Below are 13,048 nucleotides of genomic sequence, written 5' to 3'. Positions count from 1 at the left end.
CGGCGGGCGGGCACTTAGGTGGCCACCCGCCGTCGAACGTTAAACGGCGGGGACGCTGCCGGACTTACTCCAGGCGGCTTTCGGACGAGGCAACCGACTCGTTGTCGGTGTGCATGGTGACCACCACGTTGACCCGGCCGCCTTCCAGCACCACGGGCAGCCAATGGTCGGCGTCCTGCCACATGCGCTCCACGGGCAGGGCCGCCACGCTGAACCATTCAGGCAGGATCTCGTCACTGGGGGCCGGCTCCCCCTGCCAGGTGCGCGCCGTGAAGAGCCGGGTGGCCATGTTCCATTCCGGCCGCGCCGGAAAGACAAAGCGGACGGTTCCGGCGTCGGCGAGATCCTCGTGACGGAGCACTACAGCAGTTTCTTCGAGTACCTCACGGATCACCGCCTGGGCGTCTGTCTCCCCCGGTTCCACGTGGCCGCCGATGCCCACGATCTTGCCCTTGCCGAAGCCCTTCTGCTTCAGCCCGAGCAGGACTTCAGCCCCGTCCGGGCCTTCCCGCAGGAGGAAACAGAGTGTGACCTGGGAGAAGTTCATGTGCACAACCCTATAGATGCCGCGAGGCCCTGACGCTATCGGGCCGCCGGGCCTTCACCAACCAGTTGCGGCCGGAGCTCCACCGGCAGGCCTTTGGCGGCAAAGTCACGGTCCATCGCTTCCTGAGGCGTGAGGCCTTGGTTGTTCAGCGCTTGGAAGTCCCAATTTAAAACGGTGGCCCAGGGTTGGCGGACGTCCCAGAGGAAGCGGTCGTTCTGTAGTTTGGCGATCCGGAACCAGGCGTTGCCGCCGTCGAGCTGCAGGGCCCGCGCCCCCTCATCGGAGATCGTGTAGGAGAGCCAACCGCCCGCGCAGCCGAGCACGGTGTAATAGCGCTGCTCCGCCGCCGGGATCGGCAGGATCGCGCGCTGTTGGTCATTGCGCAGCTGGTCGATGTTCGCCGGCGTACAGGGCACGCCGCCGGTGCTCAAGCCGCCAGCCGCAGGGTTTCCAGGTTGGGCGGTGGAGGGTGGCGCGGTGGCATGGGCTTGCTCACTGGCCGGCGGCGTGGCCGACTGGCTGGGCGCTGCAGCGCTTCCGGACGGCTCCGAGGGAACCCCGGCGGGGCCGGGCATGGGCCTCTGTGCCATAGTTCCACCCAGGTACACCGCGCCGGCCACAGCTGCAGCCGCGAGCACGGTCGCAGCAGCCGTGCGGACGGCTGTCCGTCCGCGCGGGGTGCCGCGTTCCGGTGCCCGCGCGGCCAGGTGGATGACTTCCATGTCCCCGATGGGTCCCAACCCATGGGCCGCATCGCCTCCGGCCACCCCATTCGGTGCCGTGGGCCGGGGCTTGGCTGCCTTCATCAACTGCTCGATCCGATCCATGGCTAGTCCTTCCGTTCGGTCATGAGCTGAGCTGGTGCTGCTTTGGCGAACGCCCGGCGTGCACGGTGAAGCCGTACGGCGGCGGTTGAGGCGGAACATTCAAGGGCTTGGCCAAGTTCGGTGATGGTCAGGTCATCCCAGTAACAGAGCATGAGGATCTCCCGGTCCCGTTCCCGGAGGCGGCCGAGTACCTCCGCCACCGCCGCCTGTTCCCCGGTATTCTCCTGCGGGAGATTGCTGCGTGCCTCGTCATGCAACCGATCAAGAAGTTCCTGGCGGCGGCGACGGCCCTTGTATTCGTTGCCGACCACGTGGCGGGCCGTGGCGAGGAGCCAGCCGATGCCGGGTGGCTCCGGAAGTTGCTTCTGCCAGGCGATCCGGAACACATCGGCCGCCAACTCCTCGGCCCGGCCCGTGTCACTGATGCGGCAGGCGATGTACCGGTAGACCCGACCCGAATGCCGGGAATGCAGATCGATGAATGCCTGCTCGTCCGCTGCCAACATAGTTTTCCCCCCGGACACGTCATGACTTCTTCCTGAAGACTAAGTGTCGCGGGCAGCGCTGATTCTTACAGCAGCGGGAAAATTATCGTGGGAATCAATCCAAGGCTCGCGTCAGGACCCTGTTCAGCCCAACGCCCGCGGATGCGCCGCGGCGTAGACCTCGCGCAGGGTGTCGGCCGTGACCAGCGTATAAACCTGGGTGGTGGTCACGGAGGCGTGGCCCAGCAGTTCCTGCACCACGCGTACGTCCGCGCCGCCTTCGAGCAGGTGGGTGGCGAACGAGTGCCTCAGGGTGTGCGGCGAGACATCCCGGGTGATGTTGGCTTTCTCCGCCGCCGCCTTCAGGATGGTCCAGGCGCTTTGCCGGCTGATCCTGCCGCCGCGGGCATTCAGGAACAGTGCCGGGGTGCCCTTTCCCTTCGCTGCGAGCAGGGGCCGGCCGCGGACCAGGTAGGCATCCAGTGCCCGGGCGCCGTAGGATCCCAGCGGCACCAGCCGTTCCTTCGATCCCTTGCCGAACAGGCGGACAACAGCCGGCCCGGATCCGGGCTCGGCCAGGGAGATATCGTCCACGTCCAGTCCCACAGCTTCGCTGATCCTGGCGCCGGTGGAGTAAAGGAATTCCAGGAGGGCCCGGTCCCGCAGTCCCGTTGCGGTGTCCGTTCCCGCGGCCTCGAGGATGCGGGTCACCTCGTCGACGCTGATGGCTTTGGGTAGCCGCTTGCCGGCCATCGGCGGGTGGACTTCGCTGGCCGGGTCCGCGGGCGTGTAGCCCTCCAGGGCCCAAAACTTGTGCAGCCCCCGGACGGCCACCACCGTGCGGGCTGCCGAGCGCACGCCAAGGGTGGACCCGCCGTCGGATCCGTCGGCGAGGGCGCGGACGTAGCCGGTGACATGGTGTCGGGTGATGTCTTCCGGCCGGGTGCAGCCCGAGGTTGCGAGGTAGCGGGCGTACCGGGCCAGGTCGCGGCGGTAGGCCGCCAGCGTGTTCGCCGCCAGCCCCCGTTCCACGCCCATGTGCTGGAGGTAATCCGTGATTCCCCGGTCGATGGCGGCCGGGATTTCCGTCGGGGCAGCACCGGGAGCTTTTGCATCCGGAGCCGGTTCGAGGGACGGTACTGCTTCAGCCGAGGGACCCGGGACCATCAGCGCTGGCTGGGGTGGGCGGGCCAGGGGGCGTCAGCGGGGCGGAGGTCCTGGTAGTTGCCGGCCCGGGCGGCAGCGGCGGCAAGGATCCCGACGACGGCCGACGGGTTGTGGAGGCGGCCGGCCAGTACGGAGGCCACGGCGTCGTCCAGGCTGATCCAGTGGAACTCAATCTCCGCTTCCTCGTCCGTCCGCTCGTGCCGTTCGTGGTGCGGCACCTCGGTGAGGTCCCGGGCCAGGTAGATGCGGATGGCTTCGCTGGAGGATCCCGGGGAGTTGAAGACGTCGGCCAGGACGTTCCAGGTCCCGGCCGCCAGGTCCGCTTCTTCGGCAAGTTCCCGTGCCGCCCCCACCACGAAGTCTTCGCCTTCGACGTCCAGCAGGCCGGCGGGGACTTCCCATAAGTCCATGCCCACCGGGTGCCGGTACTGCTTCAGGAGGAGGATCTGGCCTTCGTCGTTCATGGGCAGGATCGCGACCGCCCCGGGGTGGTCGATGTAGTCGCGGGTGAGGGCGTCCCCGGACTCGGAGAGCTGGAAGGTGTCGCTGACGACGTCCCAGATCCGGCCCTCATAGACCTTCTCGGACGACAAAAGACGGCGCGGGCTTGGTGCATCCGAAACCTGTTTGGCAGGGGTGGCTTCAGGTGTACCAGGCATCGCGCCGTCCTTTGTGTTCTTTTGACTACTTGGCGGTAACGCTACCCGATGCTGCAGGCTCGCCGTCCGTGGCCGCCCCCGTGTCGGCTGCGGCCTGGCCTGCACCCTGGTGGTTGGCGTTCTGGTGGTCAAGGGCAGCCTTGACCAGGCCGGCGAACAGCGGGTGCGGGCGCGTGGGCCGCGAGCTCAGCTCGGGGTGCGCCTGCGTGGCCACGTAGTACGGGTGGACGTCGGCGGGCAGCTCGACAAATTCCACCAGTTTGCCGTCAGGGGAAGTGCCGGAGAAGACCAGGCCCTTATCCGCGATCTGCTGGCGGTACTTGTTGTTCACCTCGTAGCGGTGCCGGTGGCGTTCGCTGACGGTGGTCTTGCCGTACGTTCCGGCGATGACCGATCCTGCGTCGAGCTTGGCTTCGTACAGGCCCAGGCGCATGGTGCCGCCAAGGTCGCCGCGGCCCTCGACGTACTCCAGCTGCTCCTCCATGGTGGCGATGACGGGGTACTTTGAATCCGGCTCGAACTCGCTGGAGGAGGCGCCTTCCAGCCCCACCACATTGCGGGCGTACTCGATCACTATGCACTGCAGGCCAAGGCAGAGGCCCAGGACCGGCAGCTTGGTTTCGCGGGCGAACTTCAGCGCGCCCAGCTTGCCTTCGAGGCCACGGATGCCGAAACCGCCCGGAACGCAGATGGCGTCAACGCCGTCGAGGGCCTTGATGGCCCCTTCGCGGGTCTCGCACTCATCCGACGGGACCCAGCGGATCTTGACCTTGGCCTCGTTGGCGAAGCCGCCGGCCCGCAGCGCCTCGGTGACCGAAAGGTAGGCGTCCGGCAGGTCGATGTACTTGCCTACCAGGGCGATCTCGACCTGGTGCTTGGGGTTGTGCACGGCCTCGAGGAGGCGGTCCCAGCTGGTCCAGTCGACGTCTTTGAACGGCAGGTCCAGGGCGCGGACGATGTAGGAGTCCAGTCCCTGGCCGTGCAGGGTCTTGGGGATGTCGTAGATGCTGGGGGCATCGGCGGCGTTCACCACGGCGTCGATGTCGACGTCGCACATGCGGCCGATCTTTTCCCGCATGGCCTCAGGCACTTCGCGGTCCGACCGGATCACGATGGCCTCGGGCTGGATGCCGATGGAGCGCAGCGCGGCCACGGAGTGCTGCGTGGGCTTGGTCTTCAGTTCCTGGGAAGGCCCGATGTAGGGCACCAAGGAGACGTGGAGGAAGAACACGTTGTTCCGGCCGATGTCCTGGCGGACCTGGCGGGCGGATTCCAGGAAGGGCTGGGACTCGATATCGCCAACGGTGCCGCCGATTTCGGTGATGATCACGTCCGGGGCGTTCTTGCCCTCGGCGGGCAGCCGCATGCGGCGCTTGATCTCATCGGTGATGTGCGGGATGACCTGAACGGTGTCCCCGAGGTATTCGCCCCGGCGTTCCTTGGCGATAACGGTGGAGTACACCTGCCCCGTGGTCACGTTCGCAGAACCTTCGAGGTTCTCGTCGAGGAAGCGTTCGTAGTGCCCGATGTCCAGGTCCGTCTCGGCGCCGTCGTCCGTGACGAAGACCTCACCGTGCTGGAAGGGGTTCATCGTGCCCGGATCCACGTTCAGATAGGGATCGAGCTTCTGCATCGTGACCGACAGGCCGCGTGCCCGCAGTAGATGACCAAGGCTGGAGGCCGTCAGTCCCTTACCGAGCGAGGACGCCACACCGCCAGTGACGAAAATATGCTTGGTCGTCTTGGAGGAGCCCGGGAACCGGGAATTTACACGGGAATTTGATCGCTGCACCACGGAATTCGAGCCTATCATCATTTGCGCCTTCCCGTGGGTGGCCAGAGCCGTCCCGCTCAGGCCCGCTGCGGCAGGAGTTTGGCGTCGTCCAGCAGTTCCTGGGCGTGCGCCTGCGCCGATTCCGAGTCCTCCTGGCCCGCCAGCATGCGCGCAAGCTCACGCACCCGCTCCGGTCCGTCAAGCAGGCGGACGTCACTGGAGGTGAACCCGGTGGCGGTGCCGCCGTCGGCTCCCCTGACCGATGTCTTGGTCACGGTGATGTGCTGGTCCGCGAAGGCGGCCACCTGCGGAAGGTGCGTGACCACCAGCACCTGCACGTGGCGTGCCAGCATGGCCAGCCGCCGGCCGATCTCGACGGCGGCGCGCCCACCCACGCCCGCGTCCACTTCGTCGAAGACGAATGTGGGGACGGGATCGACGGCGGCCAGCACCACTTCGATGGCCAGCATCACCCGGGAGAGCTCGCCACCGGAGGCACCCTTGCCCAGCGGCCGGGCCGGGGCGCCCGAGTGCGGCTGCAGCAGGAAGCTGATCTCGTCCGCGCCGTAAGGGCCCAGCTGCGCGGCGGAGTCGAGGTTGATCACCAGGGTGGCGTCGGCCATGGCCAGGGCCTTCAATTCGGCGCTGACCCGGGCGGAAAGGTCCTCGGCGGCCTTGGCCCGGATCTTGCTGACGGCCGCCGACTGCTTCTTCAGGTCCGCTTCGGCGCGGACCACTTCCCCGTCCAGGGCCTCGATGCGGGAGGAATCGTCCTGCAGCTCGTCGAACCGGACGCGTGCCTTCTCCGCCCACTCCAGCACCTCATCGATGGTGGGGGCGTATTTGCGGACCAGCTTGGCCAGGGCGGCACGCCGGTCTTCGATCTCGGCGAGCCGTTCCGGGCCCTCGGAGTCCAGGCCCGCCTGGTAGCTGGCCAGCTCGGTGGCGATGTCGTTGAGCAGAAAGCCCACCTCGGCCAGGCGCGCGGCCGCAGACCCCAGCTCGGCGTCGTGCTCGGCCACGTGTTCAAGGGTCCGTTTGGCCGAGTCCACCAGGGTGGTGGCGTCACCCGCCTCGCCGAAGTCCTCGGCAATGAGGGCCTGGTGCGCAGTGCTGGCGGCAATTCGCAGTTCCTCAACATTGGCAAGCTTCACGGCCTCGGCCTTGAGCAGCTCGTCCTCCCCCGGCTGTGGGTCCACGTCATCGATCTCCGCCAGGGCCGCCTCCAGGGATTCAGCTTCGCGGAGCCTGTCACGGGCGGCGCTGCGCAGGGCATGCAGCTCCGCCTGGCTGGCCTTCCACCGGCTGTACAGGTCCTGATATGCGGCCAGCGGTTTGGCCAGTGCCTCGCCGGCGAACTTGTCCAGGGCTTCGCGCTGGGCCGTGGCGCCCTTGAGCCGGATCTGGTCCGTCTGGCCATGCACCACCACCAGCGATTCGCCGATCTCGGCCAGGACGCCCACGGGTGCGGCGCGGCCGCCAAGGAACGCGCGGCTCCGTCCGTCCGCACCCAGCCGGCGGGCCAGGATCAGTTCAGTGCCGCCGTCGAACTCCTCAGCGTCGGCGCCGGCTTCGAGGGCACGGGCGACGGCGGGATGTCCGGTCTCAAGCTTGAGCACGGCTTCGGCGGTGGCGCTCTTCGCACCGCTGCGGACGGCCCCTGCGTCCGAGCGGGCGCCCAGCAGCAGTCCGACGGCGGTGACCACCATGGTCTTTCCGGCGCCGGTTTCACCGGTCACCACGCTCAGTCCCGGGCCGAGCGGAAGCGTTGCGTCGGTGATGACGCCCAGATCGCGGATTCTCAGTTCTTCAAGCATGGATTCACTTTGCAGTCGACGGATCGGGATCGCTGTCCGGGTTCTCAACGTGCGGTACGGGCAGCGGCGGCATGGGCCGGGGCGTGCGCACCACGGGGATGGGGCCGGTGTGTACGGCGTCGGACTTGGGCAGTGGCCCGCGCCAGCCGTGGATGGGCAGCTCGAACTTGCGGACCAGGCGTGCCGAGAACGGGGTCTGGTGGGTGCGGGCCAGCCGGACCGGGGTGGCTGACTTGGTCACTTCCACGCGGGCGCCGGGCGGCAGGTCCACCGAGCGCCGCCCGTCGCACCACAGGACCCCCTGGGCGTCGGTCCGGCCCAGCACCTCAACCGCCAGCCTGGACCGGGGCGACACGACGAGCGGCTTGGCGAAGAGCGCATGGGCACTGATGGGCACGATCACCAGCGCCTCCACTTCCGGCCACACGACGGGTCCGCCGGCGGAGAACGCGTACGCCGTGGATCCGGTGGGAGTGGCCAGGACAATGCCGTCGGAGCCAAAGGACGTCAGCGGACGTTCGTCCACCTCGGTCACCACTTCCAGCATCCGTTCACGGTTGGCTTTCTCGATGGCGGCCTCGTTTAAAGCCCAGGTGTGCCAAATCTTTTGGCCACGGACCCAGACCTGAACGTCGATGGTCATGCGCTCTTCCACCGTGTACTCGCGGCTGGCGATCCACTCGACGGTTTGGGCCAGGTCCGCCCGTTCACTTTCGGCCAGGAACCCCACGTGGCCCAGGTTAACGCCCAGCAGCGGGACATCCACCTCGCGGACCAGTTCGGCGGCCCGCAGGATGGTCCCGTCGCCGCCGAGGACCATGACTAGTTCAACATCGGGCAGCTGCACGTGGTCGTGGAGCACTTCCACCGGCTGGGCCAGGTGCCCGAAGAACCGCTCCATGTCCCCCAGCTCGGACTCCTGCATCACGGGGACCATGCCCGAGGCGTGCAGCAGGGCGCAGGCTTCCCAGGCGGCTTTCAGTGACTCCTCGCGGCCGGTGTGGGCAAGGACCAGTACACGCCTGCTCATCAGGTTCCGCTCTCTAGTGGTTCGGCCAGATTTGTCCGAGCAACGCAGCGGCTGCTGCCTCTCGCTCTTCGATCTTAGGCAAGTCTTTGCTGATCCTGCGTTTTATCCACAGGAAGTATTCGACGTTTCCGTCCTGTCCGGGCAGCGGACTGGCCGCCAGGCCGCAGAGGTCCAGCCCGGCGTCGAGCGCTGCCTTGGCAACCTTTTCGACTGCCATCCGCCGCTCACGCTCCGAGGTGACCACCCCGGTGCGGCCCAGCCGGTCCTTGCCGATCTCGAACTGTGGCTTGACCATCAGCACCAGGTCGCCGCCCGGTTCGGTGCAGTCCGCCAGCGGCTGCACCACCAGGGTGAGGGAGATGAAGGACAAGTCCGCCACGGTCAGGGCGGCGGGGCCGCCAATGTCGGTCGGGGCCATGTACCTGACGTTCATCCCCTCGTGGACGTCCACGCGGGGATCGTTGCGGAGGTGTGGCACTAACTGGCCGTGCCCGACGTCGACCGCCACCACGTGCGCGGCGCCGCGCCGCAGCAGGACGTCGGTGAAACCTCCGGTAGAGGCACCCGCGTCGAGGCACCTTTTGCCCTGCGGCAACACCTCGGGGAAGGCGTCCAGGGCGCCGGCCAGCTTGTGGGCGGCGCGGCTGGCGTAGGTGTCCTGGTCATCAAGCTCGACAGCGAGGTCCCGGCCTTCGTCAACCTGCAGCGAGGCTTTGGCGAGGACGTGGCCGCCCGAGGTGACCTTGCCTTCGGCGATGAGCGACGCTGCGTGCGTGCGCGACCGTGCCAGGCCGCGGGCCACCAGGGCCTGATCGAGGCGGACCGGCATCAGGCTGCCCCGCCGGCGCGGCCGGTTGCCGCCCTGACCTGGTCGATGGGATCGCTGTTCAGGGCTGCCAGCAGTTCGTCGTGGAGCCCGTTGTAGACAGCTTCATGGTCAGCCGCAGGGAGGCCGGGGATCCCGGAAAGCCTTGCCACGGCCCGTGCCACCTGCGGATCGCTGATGCGCTGCCCATTGTCCCCGGCGACGGGTTGCGGCCACTCCGGGGCAGGCTGGGCTGTCGAGTCGTCCGGTTCGGTCAGCTCAGTCATGGAACCAGTCTAGTGATTGAGCCACACCAGCTTGGGCGCCTGCGGGGTTGCAGCCTCTGGCGTCTCCGCCCACCAGGCAGCGCAGGCCGCCCGCCAGGAGTCCAGGTTGTCCTGGCTGCCGATGATGCCCACCGCTCCGTTGGCCACGCGTGCCGTCGCTTCGCCGCACACGTAGGTGCCGTCGTCGTGCGTCACGTCCGGGTACGGGCGGTGCAGGTCCGTCAGGTTCCCGATGATGTAGTTGGGGCGTTCCGCGGAACGCGCCGCAAGGATCGTTTCGCGGGTGTCGACGCCGGTCAGCACCGCCACAGTGGCGAAGCCGGCGTTGTTGCCGCCCAGGATGTCCGTGTCCAGCCGGTCCCCCACCACCAGCGGACGCTCGGCCCCAAGACGTTTGGCAGCGGAGTGGAACAAAGGCGCCTCCGGCTTACCTGCGACCTTGGGCTGCTGCGCAGTAGCGGCGGCGACAGCAGCAACCAGGGTGCCGTTCCCCGGGGCGATCCCCCGAGCCTGTGGAATCGTCATGTCCGTGTTGGTCGCCACCCAGAGGGCGCCGGCGTTCACCACATAGGTGGCTTCCGCCAGCTCCTTCCACCCAATGCCGGGGCTGAAGCCCTGCACCACCGCCACCGGTTCCTCGTCCTGGCTGCCCACTGGCACCAGACCGGCCAGCTCGATTTCCCGGGCCAGCGCCGGGCTGCCAGTGATGAGGACCCGTGACCCCGGAGCCAGCAGCGACGCCAGCAGGTCCGCCGCCGCCTGCGAGGAACTGACCACCTGGTTGTCCTCGGCGGGCGCACCCAGCTCGCGCAGGTGGGCTGCAACCTCCGCAGGTGAACGGGAGGCGTTGTTCGTCACGTAGCCCAAACCGATGCCCAGCCCGGAGAGCTGCTTCAGCGATTCCACTGCTCCGGGGATTGCATGCGGTCCCGCATACACCACGCCATCCAGGTCGGCCAGCAGGGCATCGAAGCGGGAAACCAGGGAAACGTCAGTCATGGGTGGTCAGTCCCGCCGTTCTTCATTCGCAAAGGTGTCCGCGCCGTCGTGGTGGTGTTCCGCGGCGTCCTGGTCTTCCACCTGGTTGCCGTTGCCGGGCTCGTGCGCAGCTGCGGGGTCAAGCTCGTCGTGTTCCACCGAGTCCTGGTCCGATTCGGCGTCGTCAGAGACGAAGTAGTCGGCCTCCTGGTCATCGATGCCGCCGTCCTCGGCAGCCTTCGCTTCGGCGGCGCGTGGGCTCTTAGTAGCTGTGACCTCGTGGTCGGCTGCCGTTGTATCGGTGCCGGTATCGCCGCCGTTTTCAGCTCCGGAAGCCTTGGAAGCACGGTCCAGCATCCGGCGGCGTTCAGCCTCTTCCCGGGCCTCTTCTTCCTCGTCCCAGCCGAGGTCGATGATGTCAGGTTCCTCATCCGCACCCTGGCCCAGAGCATTTTCCGCCACTACAGCCTGCCGGCCCCACTTCTGCGACTCGTCGTCGCGCCCCACCGCAGCAAGTGCCTCGGAGTAGGCACGGAACAGACGCGGGCTGTAGGAGAATGCACGGTTGATATCCAGCTGCGGGATCTCGAGCTCCGCCACTGCCGCGTCCAGCTGTCCCAGGTCGGTCCGGGCGCCGGCGGCAACAATGGCCAGTTCAACCTTCCCGGGAGCATCCAGATCCTGGGCTTCCTCCGAGCGGGCAACGTCCAGGGCGCGGTCGGGCCGGCCCAGGCCACGTTCACAGTCGGCCATCACGGGCAGATGCACGTTGGAGCCGCTGATGCGCCGGAAGGTGCGGAACTCGCGGAGCGCTTCACCGTAGTGGCCGGCAGCGTAAGCAGTCAGTCCCACGGCTTCACGCACGGCAGCCAGCCGTCCGCCGCGACGGCTGGCTGCAAGGGCGTGCTGGAAGGCCAGCTCGGGCTCGTCATCAATCAGGCGGCCGGCCATGACCAGGTGGCGGGCCACCCATTCCGCGCTCTTGGACTCAAGCGTCTTGATCTGGTGCTGCGTGGCGCGGTCGAGCTCCTTGCCCGTGACGTCCTCGTCGATTTCGGGTGAGCGTTCCCGGTCCGGGCGGTTGGCGCTGCGAAGGTCCGCGGCGTTGGGCACGCGCGCGGGGCGTTCCTCCTGGCGGTCGCGGCCGAAGCTGCGGGAGCCGGAGTCGCGGGGGCCTGCGCCGCGGCCGGACTCGGCACGTGAGTCTCGGCGGTCAAAGCTGCGGGGCGCACGTTCCTGCCGGTCGCCAAACGGTTTGCGGTTGTCCCCACCGAAACCACGGCGCTCACCCTCACCATCACGGCGCGGACGATCACCAAAGGGCTTACGATCGCGGTCACCGCCGCCACCGAAACCACGACGGTCACCCTCACCATCACGGCGCGGACGATCACCATAAGGCTTACGATCGCGGTCACCGCCGCCACCGAAACCACGGCGCTCACCCTCACCATCACGGCGCGGACGATCACCAAAGGGCTTACGATCGCGGTCACCGAACTGGCGGCGCTCACCCTCGCCATCACGGCGCGGACGATCACCATAAGGCTTCCGGTCACGGTCACCGCCGCCACCGAAACCACGGCGCTCACCCTCACCATCACGGCGCGGACGATCACCATAAGGCTTCCGGTCACGGTCACCGCCGCCACTGAACCCACGGCGCTCACCCTCGCCATCACGGCGCGGACGATCACCATAAGGCTTCCGGTCACGATCCTCGTAGGATTTACGCTCCCCGCCTCCGGTAGCTCCACCGCGGGAGAAATTGTTGCCGTCCCGGTCAGACCGCGACCTAAAGCCGCGGGGCTCACCGCCGGAGTTGTTGTTGCCGCGGAACGCGCCGCGGTCGTTGCCGCGGTTGCCACCGTTGTGCTCGGCCATATGGATTCCTCCTGTTGTGAGCCGACCACTGGCGCAACTGCAGCCGCTCGTTTCGTTTCCTACGCAACCCGAAATCAAGCGCTTCGAAGTCCGTACATCTTCATCAATTCTAGTGGAGCCGCAAAATCCCCTGGGACGATGGGAGCCCTGGCGGCGGTATCGTGGCCATCTTCACACCAACCAGGGACTGTGGTTCTCCCCAACAACGCCCGCTCACGTGTGGCGGGTCCTCCCCCGGCGCCCGCTCACGTCTGGCAGGTTTTCGCTGAACGCCCGCTCACATCTGGCAGGGTTTCGCTGAACGCCCGCTCTCAAGGCATCGTTACCAGGTGAGCGGGGGTCGATGGTTCACCCGCCAGAAGTGAGCGGGGGTTGATCGCTTACCCGCCAGAAGTGAGCGGGGGTTGATCGTTTACCCGTCGCAGGTGAGCGGGGGTTGATGGTTTACCCGTCAGAGGTGAGCTGGGGATTCTGGGTGGTGGTGGGTGGTGGTTAAAGTGGTAGGGCCCTGACGTTTCGTTGTCAGGGCCCTACTTATAATAGTTGTTCCGGCGGTGACCTACTCTCCCACACCCTCCCGGGTGCAGTACCATCGGCGCTGTGGGTCTTAGCTTCCGGGTTCGGAATGGGACCGGGCGTTTCCCCCACGCTATGACCGCCGTAACCCTTGTACCCGTCCGCCCGGGTCTGATGCCGGGGGTGGGAAGTCTTTGTGGTTACAACATTGTGGTGTTGTTGTATGTAGTTGTTGGTTCCGTGCCATTAACCCGTGGTGTTGGGGGTTGTTG

The 13,048-nt window shown here is 67.3% G+C and carries 12 protein-coding genes and 1 rRNA gene; all 13 read right to left on the bottom strand.

Annotation, left to right across the window (positions count from 1 at the left end; genetic code table 11):
• Positions 1-64: 64 nt before the first annotated feature.
• The 13 genes from LFT49_RS08295 to rrf all read right to left on the bottom strand — a co-directional run bounded on the left by LFT49_RS08295 (position 65) and on the right by rrf (position 12,923).
• Positions 65-547: an 8-oxo-dGTP diphosphatase gene (locus LFT49_RS08295; RefSeq protein ID WP_237430232.1), complete on the bottom strand. Its 483-nt coding sequence runs from the start codon at positions 545-547 to the stop codon at positions 65-67.
• A gap of 35 nt (positions 548-582) precedes the next feature.
• Positions 583-1,374: a hypothetical protein gene (locus LFT49_RS08290; RefSeq protein WP_237430231.1), complete on the bottom strand. Its 792-nt coding sequence runs from the start codon at positions 1,372-1,374 to the stop codon at positions 583-585.
• Between the two features lie 2 nt (positions 1,375-1,376).
• A complete protein-coding gene (locus LFT49_RS08285) occupies positions 1,377-1,880 on the bottom strand; it encodes an RNA polymerase sigma factor (RefSeq protein ID WP_237430230.1) in 504 nt (167 codons plus the stop codon).
• Between the two features lie 123 nt (positions 1,881-2,003).
• Positions 2,004-3,026 (bottom strand): site-specific tyrosine recombinase XerD, encoded by a 1,023-nt coding sequence (gene xerD / locus LFT49_RS08280; RefSeq protein ID WP_236801981.1) that lies wholly within the window; start codon positions 3,024-3,026, stop codon positions 2,004-2,006.
• A complete protein-coding gene (locus LFT49_RS08275; RefSeq protein ID WP_237430229.1) occupies positions 3,026-3,685 on the bottom strand; it encodes an NUDIX domain-containing protein in 660 nt (219 codons plus the stop codon). The genes xerD and LFT49_RS08275 overlap by 1 nt, the downstream gene beginning before the upstream one ends.
• Positions 3,686-3,710: 25 nt before the next feature.
• Positions 3,711-5,498, bottom strand: coding sequence for a CTP synthase (locus LFT49_RS08270; RefSeq protein ID WP_237430491.1), 1,788 nt, complete (start codon positions 5,496-5,498; stop codon positions 3,711-3,713).
• 38 nt (positions 5,499-5,536) lie between these two features.
• Positions 5,537-7,276 (bottom strand): DNA repair protein RecN, encoded by a 1,740-nt coding sequence (gene recN / locus LFT49_RS08265; RefSeq protein ID WP_237430228.1) that lies wholly within the window; start codon positions 7,274-7,276, stop codon positions 5,537-5,539.
• 4 nt (positions 7,277-7,280) lie between these two features.
• Positions 7,281-8,306, bottom strand: coding sequence for an NAD kinase (locus tag LFT49_RS08260; RefSeq protein WP_236801978.1), 1,026 nt, complete (start codon positions 8,304-8,306; stop codon positions 7,281-7,283).
• 13 nt (positions 8,307-8,319) lie between these two features.
• A complete protein-coding gene (locus tag LFT49_RS08255; RefSeq protein ID WP_237430227.1) occupies positions 8,320-9,135 on the bottom strand; it encodes a TlyA family RNA methyltransferase in 816 nt (271 codons plus the stop codon).
• Positions 9,135-9,398, bottom strand: a complete 264-nt coding sequence (locus tag LFT49_RS08250) for a hypothetical protein (RefSeq protein ID WP_237430226.1) — start codon at positions 9,396-9,398, stop codon at positions 9,135-9,137. The genes LFT49_RS08255 and LFT49_RS08250 overlap by 1 nt, the downstream gene beginning before the upstream one ends.
• Before the next feature lie 9 nt (positions 9,399-9,407).
• Positions 9,408-10,397 carry an HAD-IIA family hydrolase gene (locus tag LFT49_RS08245; protein WP_237430225.1) on the bottom strand — a complete coding sequence of 330 codons (990 nt, stop codon included), beginning with the start codon at positions 10,395-10,397 and terminating at the stop codon, positions 9,408-9,410.
• A gap of 6 nt (positions 10,398-10,403) precedes the next feature.
• Positions 10,404-12,260 carry a tetratricopeptide repeat protein gene (locus LFT49_RS08240; RefSeq protein ID WP_237430224.1) on the bottom strand — a complete coding sequence of 619 codons (1,857 nt, stop codon included), beginning with the start codon at positions 12,258-12,260 and terminating at the stop codon, positions 10,404-10,406.
• Between the two features lie 546 nt (positions 12,261-12,806).
• Positions 12,807-12,923 (bottom strand): 5S ribosomal RNA (gene rrf, locus LFT49_RS08235).
• Positions 12,924-13,048: the final 125 nt, after the last annotated feature.

The sequence above is a fragment of the Arthrobacter sp. FW306-06-A genome (genome assembly GCF_021870055.1).
Classification (GTDB): Bacteria; Actinomycetota; Actinomycetes; order Actinomycetales; family Micrococcaceae; genus Arthrobacter.
Note: the sequence above shows the minus strand (reverse complement) of the source record. Positions and strands in the feature narration are given on the sequence as shown.